Genomic DNA, 15,524 nt, shown 5'->3' on the forward strand with positions numbered 1-15,524 from the left:
CGGCCCCCGCCTCGCTGCCGCGGCTGCGGCCGGTGCGCCCCTGGGTGCTGATGTACCACTCGGTGGCCGAGCACACCGAGGACCCCTACAACGTCACCGTCTCGCCGGGCCGCCTGGACCGCCAGCTGCGCTGGCTGCGGCGGCGCGGCCTGCGCGGCGTGGGGGTGGGCGAGCTGCTGCGGGAGAGAGCGGCCGGGCGCGGCGCGGGCCTGGTGGGCCTGACCTTCGACGACGGGTACGCCGACTTCATCGGGGAGGCCGTGCCGCTGCTGCGCCGCCACGGCTGCACCGCGACCGTGTTCGTCCTGCCCGGCAGGCTCGGCGGCGACAACGAGTGGGATCCGCTGGGCCCGCGCAAGCCGCTGCTGACCGAGGCGGGGATCCGCGCCGCCGTCGGCGCCGGAATGGAGGTCGGCTCCCACGGGCTGCTCCACCTCGACCTGACGGCGGCCGACGACGAGACCCTGCGCCGGGAGACCGAGGGCAGCCGCCTGCTGCTGGAGGAGATCACCGGACGCCGGGCGGACGGCTTCTGCTACCCCTACGGCACGGTCGACCACCGCGCGGTGCGGGCGGTGCGGGCGGCGGGCTACGCGTACGCCTGCGCCATCGACCCCGGCCCGCTGACCGGCCCGCACGCCCTGCCCCGCGTCCACATCGGCGAGGAGGACACCTCGCCGCGGCTGTACGCCAAGAGGCTGCTGCACCCCCTGCGGCGCCGGGCCCTGCCCAGCGGGCCCACCGCCCCGGCCGCCGGATCCCTCACCGGGGCCGGACGGTGACGGCGGCGCGCGGGACGGGCCGCCTGCCCGGAAGGCGGGCCCGGACCCGGAACCGCGGCGTGGGAGAGGAGGACCGATGAGAGTGCTGCACATCATCACCGGCCTCGGCGCGGGCGGCGCCGAGCAGCAACTGCGGCTGCTGCTGCGCCATCTGCCGCTGTGCTGCGACGTCGTCACCCTCACCAACCCCGGCGCGGTCGCCGAGGGCATCGAGGCCGACGGCACCGCCGTCACCCATCTGGGGATGAGCGGCAACCGCGACCTGTCCGCCCTGCCGCGGCTGGTGGACACCGTCCGCGCCGGGCGCTACGACATCGTCCACACCCACCTGTACCGGGCCTGCGTCTACGGGCGGATCGCGGCGCGGCTGGCCGGGACGCGCACCGTGGTCGCCACCGAGCACTCCCTGGGCGAGCGGCGGATCGAGGGCCGCCCGCTCACCCAGGGGGCCCGCGCCCTGTACCTGGCGACCGAGCGCATGGGCACCGCGACCGTCGCGGTCTCCACCACCGTCGCCTCCAGACTGCGCCGCTGGGGTGTGCCCGGCTCACGCATCAAGGTCATCCCCAACGGCATCGACGCGGCCCGGTTCCGCTTCGACCCCGTGGTGCGCGCCTCGGTGCGCAACCGCCTGGGACTGCCCGCGCACGCCCTGGTGGTCGGCGGCGTCGGACGGCTGGTGCCCGGCAAGCGCTTCGACATCGCGGTGCGGGCCGTCGCCCAGCTCCCCGGGGCCCACCTGGTCCTGGCCGGGGACGGGCCGGAGCGCGGCAGGCTGCGCGAACTGGCCGCCGGACTCGGCATCGCCGACCGCGTACGGCTGCTGGGGGAGTGCGGGGGAGCGGTGGGGGCCGAGCCGGACGGGCATGAGGGCCGCCCGGACATCCCCGGACTGCTCAGCGCCATGGACGTGTTCGTCTCGCCGTCGGCCGAGGAGGCCTTCGGGCTGGCCGTGCTGGAGGCGCTGGCGGCCGGACTGCCCGTGCTCCATGTGACCTGCCCGGCCATCGACGAACTGCCGCGCTCCCACGCCCCCGGGGCGCACCGCGTCGAACCGGGGGTCGCGAGCCTGGTCGCGGCGCTGCGCGAGCCGTCGTCGGTGCCTCCCGGCAGACGCCGGGCGCCGGTCTGCGAGGCCGTACGCCGCTACGACGTGGCCCGCGGCGCGGACCGGCTCATGGCCCTGTACGAGGAGCTCCACGGCCGCGCCCCCGCGAGGCCGGCCGCGGGCGCCGCCGCACATGCCGCCGTACGCGCCCTCGCGGCGTCCCTGCCCGCCCCGGCCGTCCCGACCACCTCTGCCGCCCAGACCGCCCCGACGACGAAGAGGTAGCCCGCCTTGAGCGAGACCCTGACCGAGCCGCGCACGACCGAACCTCCCGAACCGGCCGAAACGACCGCGCCGCCGCGCGGCACCGGCCCGCTCGCCCGCCTCTCGCAGCCGAGGCGGATGCCGTCCCCGCCCACCTGGTGGCCGCTGGCCCTGGGAGTCCTGCTGGGCCTGGTCGGTGCGGTGGCCTACGGCCTGCTGGCCACACCCCGCTACACCGCGACCAGTTACGTGGTCGTGGTGCCCGGCCCCGGGGCGGACTCGGCGACCGCCCTCGGCTTCGCCCAGGCGTACGGCCGCGTCGCCACCGACAGCGCCGTCCTCGCCGACGCGAGGGCGGCGGCGAGGATGCCGGTGGAGGAGCTGCGCGACGCCGTGCGCTCGGCCACCTCCCCGGACGCGCCCATGGTGGAGATCACCGGTACCGCGTCCAGCCCCGGCCGGGCCGCGGCCGCCTCCAACGCGGTGGCCAACGCCCTGACCAGGACCGGTAACCATGCCGCCGGCAGTACGGGGGTGCGGCTGTCGCTGTTCGCCCCGGCGCTCGACCCCACCGAGCCCGCCTCGCCCTCGGCAGCGCTCGCCGTCGCGGTGGGCGTCTGCGCCGGCGGGCTCGTCGGCGGCCTCGTGATCCTGGCCGCGCCCCGGGGCCGCCGCGCCCCGGTCCCCGCCGGCGTACCGGCCCCCGCCGGGGCCGCGGACCGGAGCGCCCGCACCGAGCGGCCGGCGCCTGCCGCCGAAGCGACCCGCCCGCCGAAACCCTCCGCTCCGGAACCCTCCGCCGCGGCACCCGCGCCTCCCGCCCAGACAGCGCCCGCCGCGGACTCCGGAGTCCCCGCACCCGCAGTCAAGGCCGCGGCCAAGGCGGCGGCAGCGGCCGCGGCTTCCGTCTCCGCGCCCCCCGGCAAGGAGACGGCCGGGGAAGGGGCGCCGGAGGAACGGCGGAAGCTGAGCCGGCGGTCCGCCCGGTGATCCGCCGCACACCCCGTACCCCGCCCCGGCCGGTGTGTTCGCCGGCCGGGGCGGGGCACGAGGCGTGCGCTCCGGCACCCGGCCGGCCGGGGACCGGTCTAGGGCTTCCTCGCCCAGGAGAGGGTGACGCACAGCCGCCGGTCGCCGAACCAGCCGCCCAGCCAGCGGCCCAGGTCCACGCAGAACTCCGGCCGGTTCCGCCCCGGCCGCGAGGCGCCGGGCTTCATCCTCTCCCGGAAGACCGCGGAAGACCTGGGGTTCTCCTCGCACCGCCACACACCGTGCGGACAGTAGTCGCTGATGGTGTGGTAAAGCGGTTTCTGCTCCTCGATCCAGTCCAGCATGCGGCGCATGTACTCGGCGTTGTCGCCCCTGCGGAACAGCCCCCATTCGGGATAGGAGATCGGCTTTCCGCGCGCGGCGGCGAAATCCACCTGGTGCCGGAGTCCGTAGGGCTGGTTCACCTGGTCGTCGAACGTCTCGCCGGGCGGCTGGTCGTAGGAGTCCATTCCGATGATGTCGACCACGTCGTCACCCGGGTAGCACTCGGTCCAGCCGATCGCGTCCCTTCCCCGGCTGGGCGCGAAGTCGAAGCGGAACCGCTGCCCGTCCACCGACCGCATGGCGCCGACGATGCGCCGCCAGTACGCCTTCCACGCCCGCGGATCCGGAGCGCAGCGGTGGGTGTAGGTGGTGCCGTTCATCTCCCAGCCCAGCACGATCACCGTGTCGGGCACCCCGGCGGAGACCAGATGCCCGGCCAGCGTGCGGAAGTGGTGGTCGAAACGGCCCCGGGCGCCCTGGGCGAGCAGTTCACGCACCTCGTGGTCGGGGACGCCGGCCTCGTTGCGGGCCTGCATCGGCACGTTGAGCACGAACAGCCGGTCGGGGTCGGCGCGCCGCCACTCGGCCCAGGGACGCAGGAAGTACGGGTCGCTCTCGATGCGCTCCCAGGTGTCGCCCGGCAGATAGGTGTGGCCCACCCGCAGGTCCGCACCGCCGAGCCACTCCCGCAGCTCCGCGATCCGCCGCACCCCGTCCGAACCCGACCCGAGGAAGGCGCCGGCGGCCACGGAGGAGGAGCCCGCCCCGTCCGGCGGGCGGGGCCCGCCACCGTCCCCGAACGTGCCGGTCGCCAAGGCGCCGCCCGCCACCAGCGCTCCGGCGACGACGGCCCCGGCGCACGCGGCCGTCAGTCTGCGGCGCCGGGCGGGCGCCGCGGGCTTCCGGTGCCGACCGGTCCTTCCCGGTCGGGGGTGTCGATGGGGCATGGTGCCTCCTTGCTGCGTCGCCAGAACGGCCTGCTCGTTCTCCCCGGCCCTGCGCGTCTTTTCCGAGACACTAATCGGAGAATCCCTCAAATGATCCGCAGGGCTGCTTTCTGATAACCCGTTCGCTTTCTTCGTCGCTCACTCGGCCCAGCGCCGGGAGGAATTCCGGAACCGGCGGCGCCGAGGGGCCGGAAACCGGTAGGGCCGCCGGCGGAACACCGGAGGAGAACGGAGAGGGGCGGAGAAGTCCGCAGAGCGCCCAACGGCCCCACGGAACACCAGAGAAAACCAGAGAACACCAGAGAAAACCGCAAGGAAGAACTCCCGAGGAACACCGAGGACTGCGCACCATGTCGCCACCGCTGGACACCGAACCGCTGGACACCGAGGTACCCGTACTGCTGCTGAGACTCGACCGGAACCCCTTCCACCACGGCACCCTGGGGGCCATCAGGTCCCTGGGGCGCGCCGGTGTCGAGGTCCACGCCGTCGTCGAGTCACCGCACTGCCCCATCGGCCGCTCCCGTTACCTGCGGCAGGGGCACCAACTGCCGGCGGACGGGGTCCGCGGCACCCACCGGACGGGAGAGACGGTCGACGCCGGCGGCGCGTCGGACGACCGGCTGGAGCGGACGCTCCGCCAGATCTCCGACCGCATCGGACGACCCGCCGTCCTGATCCCCATGGACGACATGGGCGCCATCGCCGCGGCCCGGCTCGCCGGACGGCTCGCCGGACGCTTCCTGCTGCCCGAGCAGCCGCCCGAACTGCCGCAGCGGGTGGCCGACAAGGCCCGCCTGGCCGCCATGTGCGCGGAACTGGACATCCCGCACCCGCCGACCGTGAGCCCGCGCAGCGTCGGCGAGGCCGCCGCCGCGGCCCGGGAGCTGGGCCTGCCCCTGATCGCCAAGTGGAGCCGCCCCTGGCTGCTGCCCCAGGGCGGCACACTGCGCAGCACCACCGTGGTCGCCACGGAGGACCAGGCGCGCGCCCTGTACCGGCGCAGCGGCGAGGCCGGCAGCCGGCTGCTGCTCCAGCGGCTCGTGCCCGGGGGACGCGACACCGACTGGTTCTTCCACGGCTGCTTCACCGGCGGCGCGATCCGCCTGGCCGGAGGGGCCGGGCGCAAGGAGCGGTCCTGGCCGCTGGGCGCCGGCCTCACGGCGGTCGGCCGCTGGCTGCCGAACCCCGAGGTCGAGCGGGCGGCGCGGCTGCTGGCCGAGCACCTGGACTACCGGGGCATCCTCGACCTGGACTTCCGCTTCGACGCCGCCACCGGCACCTACCGGCTGCTGGACTTCAACCCCCGTCCCGGCGCGCAGTTCCGGCTGTTCACCGACCGCTCGGGGCTGGACGTCGTACGCGCCCTGCACCTGGACCTCACCGGGCGCACCCCCGCCCCGGCCGACCCCATGCCGGGCCGCCTCTTCGTCGCGGAGAACTACGCCCTGCTGTCCTCGCTGGCGGCACTGCCCTCCGAAGGGCTGCCGCTCACCGCCGCCCGGCGCGGCCGCAGGGCCGCCGCGGGCGACGCGGAGGGCGTGGGGGAGGGGAGGCGGGAGCCGCGGGAGACGGAGACCGCCTGGTTCGCCGCGGACGACCCGGCGCCCTTCCTCGCCATGACCGCGTCCTGGCTGGGGCAGGGCGGGCGCAAGGCCGCGGTGCGCCTGGGACGGCGCCTGCTGCGTCCGGGACGGCCGGCGGTCCGCGAGCCGGCACCGGAAGGCGCGGGCGGCGCGGGCGGCGGGAGCGGCCTGACCGGCGCGGCCGGAGCGCCCCTGGGGGCGCCCCGGGCCCCGGCGGACCTGCGCACCACCGAACACCCCACGGCATGACGACCCCACGACGAGAGAACGGTGACCGACCATGTACGACCTGGTAGTGGTGGGCGCGGGGCCCTACGGACTGTCGATCGCGTCCCACGCGGCGGCGGCCGGGATCGGGGTACGCGTCCTAGGCCGCCCGATGGCCTCCTGGCGGGACCACATGCCCGAGGGGATGTTCCTCAAGTCCGAGCCCTGGTCCTCGAACCTGTCCGACCCTTCCGGCGAGCACACCCTGGCCGCCTACTGCGCCTCCAGGGGGCTGCGCGCCGAGCACGGCAACCCGCTGCCGATCGGCGTCTTCACCGAGTACGGGCTGTGGTTCGGGCGTTCGGCCGTGCCGCCGGTCGAGGAGGAGACGGTCGTCTCCGTGCGCCCCCGGACCGAGGGCTTCCTGGTGGAGACCGGGGCGGGCGAGGCGATCCTGACGAGGACGGTGGCCCTGGCGGTCGGCCTGATGCCGTTCGCCCACCGGCCCGAACCGCTGCGGGCCCTGCCCCGCGAACTCGTCACACACAGCAGCCACCACCGGGACCTGTCGCGTTTCCGCGGCCGGGACGTCACGGTGATCGGCGCCGGGCAGGCGGCCCTGGAGACCGCGGCCCTGCTGGCCGAGTGCGGCGCCCATCCGCGGGTGGTGGCCCGCGCCGGCGGTGTCGCCTGGAACACCCCGCCCCAGCCCCTGGAGCGCTCCGCGCTGCGCTCCCTGGTCGATCCGCACTGCGGTCTGGGCACGGGCTGGCCCAGCTGGGTGTGGTCCGAGACCCCCTGGGTGGTCCGCCGCCTGCCCGGCGCGCTGCGGACGCGGATCGTGGACCGGGCGCTGGGCCCGGCCGGGGCCTGGTGGCTGCGCGACCGCGTGGAGAGCCGGATCCCGGTGCTGCTCGGTCAGCGGTTGCGGGCCGCCGCCCCGGGAGGTGGAGGAGTGCGGCTGAGTCTGGAGACGGCCGAGGGGGCCGCGACGACCCTGGTGACCGACCATGTGGTGGCCGCCACCGGATTCGTCCCGGACATCGGGCGGCTGGGCCTGCTGGACCCGTATGTGCGCAACAGCCTGCGGCTGGCGGGGACCGGCCGGGCGCCCGAGGTGGACGGCCGGTTCGAGTCCTCGGTGCCGGGCCTGTTCTTCGCCGGGCTGCTGACGGCGCCGTCCTTCGGCCCGTCCATGAGGTTCGTCTACGGGGCCCGTTTCACGGCGGAGCGGCTGGTGCGCGGGGTCCGGCGCCGGCTGGGCGGGCGGCGGGGCGCCCCGGTGCCCGGCAGCCGGCGCTCGGCCGGCGCCCGGGCCACGGTGACCCTGGGCTGAGCCGCGCGTTCCCGGGCCCGCGCCGCCGCGGGCCCGGGAACGCGCGCCGTGGCCGGCAGGCGGCCCGCCGGCGGGCCGTCCGGTTGCGGGAATCCGTTGGCGGCGTCCGACGTCTTGACGGTTCCTGTCATGCACCCCACGATCTATGGGAGCGCTCCCAGAGGTTGTGGAGCGCGTCTCGTCATGCCGTCGCGTCGCCCCGTCCGTTTTCCCCACGCCGGAAGGACCGAACTGTGACACCTCACCCGCCCCCTCAGCCCCGGGCGACGCGCCGCCCGCACCGCGGCAGGCACCGCGTGCTGGGCGCCGTGGCCGCCGCCGGACTGCTGGCCGGCGCCCTGACCGCCCCCGCGCTGGCGGCCGAGTCCGCCGACGGGCCCGAACTGATCACCAACGGCGACTTCTCCAACGGCACCACCGGCTGGTGGTGGACGGAGAACAGCCCCGGCGAGGTCGTGGACGGCCGTCTGTGCGCCGAGGTGCCCGCCGGCACGGAGAACCCCTGGGACGCCATCGTCGGTCAGAACGACATACCGCTCGCGGCGGGCGAGGGCTACGAGCTGAGCTTCACCGCCAGCGCCACCGAGCCGATCACCGTCCGCACCAACGTCCAGATGGCCACCGAGCCCTGGACCACCGAGCACGCCTCGGCCGACCAGATCGGCGCGGAGGCGAAGACCTTCACCCACGTCTTCACCGCGGGCGCCGACCACGAGGCCGCCCAGCTCGCCTTCCAGATCGGCGGCAGCGAGCAGGCGTACACCTTCTGCCTGGACGACGTCTCGCTCACCGGCGGCGCCGAGCCGCCCGTCTACGAGCCCGACACCGGCTCGCCGGTACGCGTCAACCAGGTCGGCTACCTCACCGAGGGGCCCAAGAACGGCACCTTCGTCACCGAGAAGACCTCGGCCCTGGCCTGGACGCTCAAGGACGCCGACGGCACCGAGAAGGCCTCCGGCACCACCACCCCCGCCGGCGTCGACCCCACCTCGCGCCAGAACGTCCACACCTTCGACTTCGGCGACTTCACCGAGGCGGGCGAGGGCTACACCGTCACCATCGACGGTGAGACCAGCGAGCCCTTCGACATCGGCGACGACCTGTACTCGCAGCTGCGCTCGGACGCGCTGGCGTACTTCTACCACAACCGCAGCGGCATCGAGATCGACGCCGACCTGGTGGGCGAGGAGTACGCCCGTCCCGCCGGACACGTCGGCGTCGCGCCCAACCAGGGCGACACCGAGGTCCCGTGCCAGGAGGGCCTGTGCGACTACACCCTGGACGTCTCCGGCGGCTGGTACGACGCCGGTGACCACGGCAAGTACGTCGTCAACGGCGGCATCTCCGTCGCCCAGGTGATGTCCAACTACGAGCGCACCCTCACCGCCGAGGGAGCCGACGGCGCCGCGCTCGGCGACGGGAAGCTCCGCGTCCCCGAGCGCGGCAACGGCGTCCCGGACGTGCTGGACGAGGCCCGCTGGCAGATGGACTTCCTGATGCGGATGATGGTGCCCGCCGGCGAGGAGCTCGCCGGCATGGCCCACCACAAGATCCACGACAGGGCATGGACCGGGCTGCCGCTGCTGCCGCACCAGGACCCGCAGCCGCGCGAGCTGCACGCGCCGTCCACCGCCGCCACCCTCAACGTGGCCGCCACCGCCGCCCAGTGCGCCCGCCTGTTCGAGCAGTACGACGAGGACTTCGCCGCGCGGTGCCTGGACGCGGCCGAGACCGCCTGGGCCGCCGCCAAGGCGCACCCGGACATGCTCGCCGACCCCAACGACGGCACCGGCGGCGGCGCCTACAGCGACAACGACGTGTCCGACGAGTTCTACTGGGCCGCGGCCGAGCTCTTCGTCACCACCGGGAACGAGACCTACCGCCAGGAGGTCCTGAACTCCCCGCTGCACGGCGACACCGACACCGTCTTCCCGCGCGGCGGCATGTCCTGGGGCGCCACCGCCGGCCTGGGCGCGCTCAGCCTGGCCACCGTGCCCAACGAGATGACCGACGCCCAGCTGCAGGGCGTGCGAGCCATGGTCACCGAGGCCGCCGACGGCTACGCCGCCGACTCCCGCGGCGCCGCCTACGGCGTGCCCTACGCACCGCAGGACAACCACTACGTGTGGGGCTCCAACAGCCAGGTCCTCAACAACATGGTGGTCCTGGCCACCGCGCACGACCTGACCGGCGAGAGCGCCTACCGCGACGCGGTGCTGCGCGGCATGGACTATCTGCTGGGCCGCAATCCGCTCAACCAGTCCTACGTCACCGGCTACGGCGAGCGCGACTCGCGCAACCAGCACCATCGGTTCTGGGCCAACCAGCTCGACCCTGACCTGCCCAACCCGGCACCCGGCTCCGTCGCGGGCGGCCCGAACGTCGAGATCCAGGACCCGATCGCCCAGGACAAGCTCCAGGGCTGCGCCCCGGCGATGTGCTACATCGACCACATCGAGTCCTGGGCCACCAACGAGATCACCATCAACTGGAACGCCCCGCTGGCCTGGGTCGCCTCCTACCTCGACGACCTCGGCCGGGGCGGCGACGGCGGCGAGGACCCGGGTGGCGAGGACCCGGGCGGCGAGGACCCGGACGAGACGCCCTCCTGCGAGGTGACCTACTCCTCCAACCGGTGGAACAGCGGCTTCAGCACCAACGTGACGGTCAAGAACACCGGCACCGCCACGCTCAGCGGCTGGGAGCTGACCTGGTCCTTCGCCGACGACCAGAGGATCACCCAGGCGTGGAACGCCCAGGTCGTCCAGACCGGGCGGGACGTCGTGGCCAAACCGGCGCAGTGGAACAGCACCATCCCGGCGAACGGCTCCGTGAACTTCGGCTTCAACGGAACCTCCGGCGGCCAGGCGGCCGACCCGGACGCCGTCTCCCTGAACGGGAAGGCGTGCGCGGTCAAGTGACCTGACGCACCTTCGACCGCGCACCACCCGACCGGAGGGCCGGGGCACCCCGCACCGGGGCGCCCCGGCCCTCCGCCGTCGGTTCCGCCGTCGGTCCGGCCGTCAGCCCTGCCGCAGCCCGTCACCGGCACCGGGCGGGGAGCCGACGACGACGGTGGCGCGCAGCTCCTCGCAGACGGCCGTCCGAGGCACCAGACCGGCCCGGGCGACGGCCTCGGCGGTTCGCGTCGCCTGGTGCCCGCCCGTCTCCACCAGCAGACGCCCGCCCGGCGCCAGCCACCGCGGTGCCTCCTCGATCACCCGCCGCTGGACGCCCAGCCCGTCCGGCCCGCCGTCCAGGGCCACCGGCGGCTCGTGCTCGCGGGCCTCCGCCGGCAGCAGCCCCATCTCATCGGTGGGCACATAGGGTGCGTTGGCGACCAGCACGTCGACGCGGCCGCGCAGCGCCGAGGGCAGCGGGGCGTACAGATCACCCTCGTACACCCGGCCCCCGGCGGCGGCGAGGTTGCGGCGCGCGCAGCGCACCGCGGCCGGGTCGACGTCGGCGGCGTGGAGCTCCACCCCCTCCGTGGCCGCCGCCACCGCGGCGCCCACCGCGCCCGAGCCGCAGCACAGATCGAGTACGACGGCGCCGCGCCGGCGCCCGGCGAGCGCCGCGGCCCGCCGGGCGAGGAACTCGGTACGGCGGCGTGGCACGAAGACCCCGGGTTCCACTGCGACGCGCAGACCGCAGAACTCCGCCCAGCCCAGGACGTGTTCGAGCGGCAGACCGCCGGCCCGGCGCTCCACCATGGCGGCGAGTTCACCGGGGTCGCGTGCGGCGGACAACATCAACCGCGCCTCGTCCTCGGCGAAGACGCAGCCCGCGGCCCGCAGCCGGGCGGCGACGGCGGACAGGACGGAAGGACCTGGGGGAGCGGAGGGAGCGGAGAAGGAGGAAGGATGGGACATGAGGGCCTTTCGGAATGCCGAAGAGCGCTCTCACGGTCACCCGCGCCGGGGAACCGGCGCCTTCGCGGGACCGAGGGACGAGAGAGCCCTGCCTGACCTGGCGTCGACCGGTCCCACCCCCTCGCGTCGCACTGCGTTGCGGAGCGGCAACACTACAGCACCGCGGCCGGCCGTCCGGCGGAGCCGGACCACCGCCGGCCCTCGCCGCTCCCCGGGACCGAACGCGGTGAGCGTCTTCCGTCCGCGTGGCCCGCCCGCGGATCCGTCGCGGGCCGTGCGGCGGGTCGGCGGGTCGGCGGGGGAGGTTCGGGGTAGCGGTGGGATCGGGCCCGCCGCCGAGGCGGGCCGAAGGATCCCCGACCACAGGAGAGGCTGCGAGGACGTGTCACAGAAGGTGCGGGCGGTCATCGCCCGGCGGAAGAACGAGCCGGTCACCGTCGAGACGGTCGTGGTGCCCGACCCCGGCCCCGGCGAGGCGGTGGTGAAGGTGCAGGCGTGCGGGGTGTGCCACACCGACCTGCACTACCGCCAGGGCGGTATCTCCGACGACTTCCCGTTCATGCTGGGGCACGAGGCCGCGGGCGTGGTGGAGTCGGTCGGCGAGGGGGTGAGCGAGGTGGAACCCGGCGACTTCGTGGTCCTGAACTGGCGCGCGGTGTGCGGGCAGTGCCGCGCCTGCCGCCGCGGACGGCCCTGGTACTGCTTCGCCACCCACAACGCCGCGCGGAAGATGACGCTGGAGGACGGCACCGAGCTGACCGCCGCACTGGGCATCGGGGCGTTCGCGGACAAGACCCTGGTCCACGCCGGGCAGTGCACCAGGGTCGACCCGGACGCGTCGCCGGCCGTCGCCGGCCTGCTGGGCTGCGGTGTGATGGCCGGCCTCGGCGCCGCGCTGAACACCGGGAACGTCCAGCGCGGCGACAGCGTGGCCGTCATCGGCTGCGGCGGGGTGGGCGGGGCGGCGGTGATGGGCGCCAACCTGGCCGGGGCCTCGCGGGTCATCGCCGTCGACATCGACGACCGCAAGCTGGCCACCGCCCGGAAACTGGGAGCCACCCACACCGTCGACTCCCGCGAGAACGATCCGGTGGAGGCGGTGCGGGAGCTGACCGGAGGGTTCGGCGCGGACGTGGTCATCGACGCCGTCGGCGTCCCCGAGACCTACCGGCAGGCCTTCTACGCCCGGGACCTGGCCGGGACGGTGGTGCTGGTGGGGGTGCCCACCCCCGAGATGAGGCTGGAGCTGCCGCTGCTGGACGTCTTCGGCCGCGGCGGGGCGCTGAAGTCCTCCTGGTACGGCGACTGCCTGCCCTCCCGCGACTTCCCCATGCTCATCGACCTCTACCTCCAGGGCCGGCTGGACCTGGACGCGTTCGTCAGCGAGACCATCGCGCTGGACGGGGTGGAGGAGTCGTTCGACCGCATGGTGGCCGGCGACGTGCTGCGCTCGGTGGTGGTCCTGTGAGCACCGTACGCGTCGACCATCTGACCACCTCCGGCACCTTCTCCCTGGACGGCGGCACCTGGGAGGTGGACAACAACGTCTGGATCGTCGGCGACGAGGACGAGGCGCTGGTCGTCGACGCCGCCCACGACGCCGACGCCATCGCCCGCGCGCTGGGCGGGCGGCGGCTGACCGCCATCGTGTGCACCCACGCCCACGACGACCACATCGACGCCGCCCCGGCCCTGGCCGAGGCCACCGGCGCGCCCGTCCTCGTCCACCCCGACGACCGGCCGCTGTGGGATCTGACCCACCCCGGCCACGCGCCGGACGGGGAACTGGCCGACGGGCAGACGCTCACCGTCGCCGGGACGGGGCTGACGGTGCTCCACACCCCCGGCCACGCGCCCGGCGCGGTCTGCCTGTACGCCCCGGCGCTGGGCACGGTCTTCACCGGCGACACCCTCTTCGCCGGCGGCCCCGGGGCCACGGGACGGTCCTTCTCCCACTTCCCGACCATCATCGACTCCATCCGCGACAGGCTGCTCACCCTGCCGCCGGAGACGGTGGTGCGCACCGGCCACGGCGAGTCCACCACCATCGGCGCCGAGGCGCCCCACCTCCAGGAGTGGATCGACCGGGGCCACTGAGCCCGCGCCGACGCGAGCGGAGAGGTGCGGGCCGGGGCGGTACGGCGGGCCGGGAGGGCCGGCGGGTCAGGTGCGGGTGATACGGGCGACCAGGTCGAGCCAGCCGGCCTCCAGGCGCTCCAGCGTCATGCCGCGGCGCTGGGTGAGGTGGTGCAGCAGTGCGACGTCCAGATGGCTCGCCAGAGTGTGGGCCAGCAGTTCGGCGTCGCCGCCGGCGCCGGCCTCGCGCAGCAGCGCGGTGAGGTGGGTGAGGGCCAGACGGCGGGGTGGGGGCTCGAAGCGCCGGCACGCCTCCGGCTCGGCGGCCAGCAACAGGGCCCGGTGGGCGGCCAGATGCCTGAGCGTGGCGATGCCGAACTCCTCCAGCCGCCGTACGGGGGGCGCCCCGGGCCCCAGCGGCGGGGGACCGGTGAGGAAGGACTCCTGGTAGAGGCGCTCGGAGTGGTCGAGGAGGGCCATGAGCAGCCCGCCCCGGTCGCCGAAGCGCCGGAAGACGGTCCCCTTGCCGACCGAGGCGGCCGCCGCGACGGCCTCCATGGTCAGGTGCTCGGGGCCCCGCTCGGCCACCAGCCGGGCGGCGGCCTCCAGCAGACGCGTCCGGTTGCGGGCCGCGTCCGCGCGCATGGGAGGCGTCTGGCCCGCCAGCGGCAGCAGCGGCTGCCCGGCCGTCTGCCCGGGGTGGCCCTGTTCGTCGTCGGGCGGCGCGATCGGAGTCACGGGACTCAGCGTACTCCCCGGGGAAGAAAATGGACCACGGTCCGGTTAGCGTGCTAGAAAGTATGCGGACCACGGTCCGCTTACCGCTCCGCCCCTCCCCGATCCCCACAGGAGACGCCATGTCCGTCCGCATCCTCGCCCTCGTCGGCAGCCTCCGCTCCGGCTCGCACAACCGCCAGCTCGCCGAGGCCGCCGTGAAGCACGCCCCCGAGGGCGTCGAGATCGTCGTCCACGAAGGGCTGGGCGACATCCCCTTCTACAACGAGGACGTCGACGTCGAGGGCTCCGTGCCCGCCGAGGCCGCGCGGCTGCGCGAGGTGGCCGGCGGGGCCGACGCCTTCCTGCTGTTCTCGCCCGAGTACAACGGCACCATCCCGGCCGTGCTGAAGAACGCGATCGACTGGCTCTCCCGTCCCTACGGCGCCGGCGCCCTGTCCGGCAAGCCGGTGGCCGTCGTCGGCACCGCCTTCGGGCAGTACGGCGGCGTGTGGGCGCAGGACGAGACCCGCAAGGCCGTCGGCATCGCGGGCGCCAGGGTGCTGGAGGACGTGAAGCTCTCCATCCCCAACTCGGTCGTGCGCTTCGCCGAGGCCCACCCGGCCGACGACGCCGAGACCACCGGGCAGCTCGTCGAGGTCCTCGGCCAGGTCTCGGCCGCCGCCGAGCCGTCCGCCGTCTGACCGGACCGCGTCGGCGCGGCAGTACGTCGGCGCGGCAGTGCGGGAGGGGTCCTCCGGAAGCCGGAGGACCCCTCCCGCACTGCTTCGCGATTCAGCGGACCTGGTAGTTCCGCATCATCTCGTGGTCCTCGTGCTCGAGGATGTGGCAGTGCCAGACGTACAGGCCGGGCCTGTCGAAGAGCGCCTTGATCCGGGTGACCCGCCAGGGCGGAGCCGACACGGTGTCCTTCGGCCCCAGTTCGGTGGCGTCCGGCTGCTGCGGCAGCCCGATCTCGATGTTGGACAGCGACCCGGTCTGCGGATCCCGGTCGGCCCTGAACGGGGCCCGGTCCAGCACCTGGAACCGCACCATGTGCAGGTGGACCGGGTGGGTGTCGTACGTGGCGTTGAACACCTCCCAGATCTCGGCGGTGTGCAGCCCGGGGTCCTCGGTGACCGGCTCGGACCACTCCAGCCGGCCCTGCTCCGCGGTGCCCAGCAGCGGCTTCATCCTGCCGAACTCGTCGGTGCCCTCGGACAGCAGCAGCCGGCGGGTCCGGGCCGGGGGCCTGGAGATCCGGAAGGGGGCGCGGCGCAGCGTCCGCGGCAGCCGGGGCTCGGGAACCCGCTCGTCGCGGGGCCGGTTCACCCGGAACCGCATCACCTGGTCGGCGGGCGGGGCCACGGGGGTGCCG

13 protein-coding genes are annotated in these 15,524 nt (G+C 74.8%); 9 read left to right on the forward strand and 4 right to left on the reverse strand.

The window, feature by feature from the left end; all coding sequences use genetic code 11:
- The first annotated feature begins 50 nt into the window (after positions 1 to 50).
- The 3 genes from L7D48_RS14775 to L7D48_RS14785 all read left to right on the forward strand — a co-directional run bounded on the left by L7D48_RS14775 (position 51) and on the right by L7D48_RS14785 (position 3,084).
- Complete coding sequence (locus tag L7D48_RS14775) at positions 51 to 782, forward strand: polysaccharide deacetylase family protein (protein WP_237879908.1); 732 nt, start codon at positions 51 to 53, stop codon at positions 780 to 782.
- Positions 783 to 858: 76 nt separating this feature from the next.
- Entirely contained in the window at positions 859 to 2,115 is a 1,257-nt protein-coding gene (locus L7D48_RS14780; protein WP_237879898.1) for a glycosyltransferase, read from the forward strand.
- A 6-nt stretch (positions 2,116 to 2,121) separates the two neighbouring features.
- Positions 2,122 to 3,084 (forward strand): hypothetical protein, encoded by a 963-nt coding sequence (locus tag L7D48_RS14785; RefSeq protein WP_237879899.1) that lies wholly within the window; start codon positions 2,122 to 2,124, stop codon positions 3,082 to 3,084.
- Between the two features lie 98 nt (positions 3,085 to 3,182).
- Here the strand turns inward: L7D48_RS14785 and L7D48_RS14790 are convergent, their stop codons facing one another.
- On the reverse strand, positions 3,183 to 4,355 hold the full coding sequence (locus L7D48_RS14790; protein ID WP_237879900.1) for a glycoside hydrolase family 26 protein: 1,173 nt from the start codon (positions 4,353 to 4,355) through the stop codon (positions 3,183 to 3,185).
- A gap of 350 nt (positions 4,356 to 4,705) precedes the next feature.
- Between L7D48_RS14790 and L7D48_RS14795 the strand changes: the two genes are divergently transcribed.
- The 3 genes from L7D48_RS14795 (at position 4,706) to L7D48_RS14805 (ending at position 10,405) form a co-directional block, all read left to right on the forward strand.
- Positions 4,706 to 6,190: an ATP-grasp domain-containing protein gene (locus L7D48_RS14795; RefSeq protein ID WP_237879901.1), complete on the forward strand. Its 1,485-nt coding sequence runs from the start codon at positions 4,706 to 4,708 to the stop codon at positions 6,188 to 6,190.
- A gap of 31 nt (positions 6,191 to 6,221) precedes the next feature.
- Positions 6,222 to 7,484, forward strand: coding sequence for an NAD(P)-binding domain-containing protein (locus tag L7D48_RS14800; protein WP_237879902.1), 1,263 nt, complete (start codon positions 6,222 to 6,224; stop codon positions 7,482 to 7,484).
- A gap of 296 nt (positions 7,485 to 7,780) precedes the next feature.
- The gene (locus tag L7D48_RS14805; RefSeq protein WP_237879909.1) at positions 7,781 to 10,405 is read left to right on the forward strand and encodes a glycoside hydrolase family 9 protein; all 2,625 of its coding nucleotides are present in this window, start codon (positions 7,781 to 7,783) and stop codon (positions 10,403 to 10,405) included.
- A gap of 102 nt (positions 10,406 to 10,507) precedes the next feature.
- Here the strand turns inward: L7D48_RS14805 and L7D48_RS14810 are convergent, their stop codons facing one another.
- Positions 10,508 to 11,356 (reverse strand): putative protein N(5)-glutamine methyltransferase, encoded by an 849-nt coding sequence (locus L7D48_RS14810; protein WP_237879903.1) that lies wholly within the window; start codon positions 11,354 to 11,356, stop codon positions 10,508 to 10,510.
- Positions 11,357 to 11,738: 382 nt separating this feature from the next.
- On the opposite strand from L7D48_RS14810, the gene L7D48_RS14815 reads away from it, so the two are divergent.
- Positions 11,739 to 12,824 (forward strand): S-(hydroxymethyl)mycothiol dehydrogenase, encoded by a 1,086-nt coding sequence (locus tag L7D48_RS14815; RefSeq protein ID WP_237879904.1) that lies wholly within the window; start codon positions 11,739 to 11,741, stop codon positions 12,822 to 12,824.
- Complete coding sequence (locus L7D48_RS14820) at positions 12,821 to 13,453, forward strand: MBL fold metallo-hydrolase (protein WP_237879905.1); 633 nt, start codon at positions 12,821 to 12,823, stop codon at positions 13,451 to 13,453. Before L7D48_RS14815 ends, L7D48_RS14820 begins: the two co-directional genes overlap by 4 nt.
- A gap of 66 nt (positions 13,454 to 13,519) precedes the next feature.
- Here the strand turns inward: L7D48_RS14820 and L7D48_RS14825 are convergent, their stop codons facing one another.
- Positions 13,520 to 14,170, reverse strand: coding sequence for a TetR/AcrR family transcriptional regulator (locus tag L7D48_RS14825; RefSeq protein WP_374492271.1), 651 nt, complete (start codon positions 14,168 to 14,170; stop codon positions 13,520 to 13,522).
- A gap of 119 nt (positions 14,171 to 14,289) precedes the next feature.
- On the opposite strand from L7D48_RS14825, the gene L7D48_RS14830 reads away from it, so the two are divergent.
- Positions 14,290 to 14,850, forward strand: a complete 561-nt coding sequence (locus tag L7D48_RS14830) for an NAD(P)H-dependent oxidoreductase (RefSeq protein ID WP_237879906.1) — start codon at positions 14,290 to 14,292, stop codon at positions 14,848 to 14,850.
- Positions 14,851 to 14,941: 91 nt separating this feature from the next.
- On the opposite strand, the gene L7D48_RS14835 is transcribed toward L7D48_RS14830, so the two are convergent.
- A partial coding sequence (locus L7D48_RS14835; protein ID WP_237879907.1) for a multicopper oxidase domain-containing protein occupies positions 14,942 to 15,524 on the reverse strand: 583 nt, incomplete at its 5' end.

It is taken from the genome of Streptomyces sp. ICN903 (assembly GCF_022015835.1).
GTDB classification, from domain to species: Bacteria; Actinomycetota; Actinomycetes; order Streptomycetales; family Streptomycetaceae; genus Streptomyces; species Streptomyces fenghuangensis.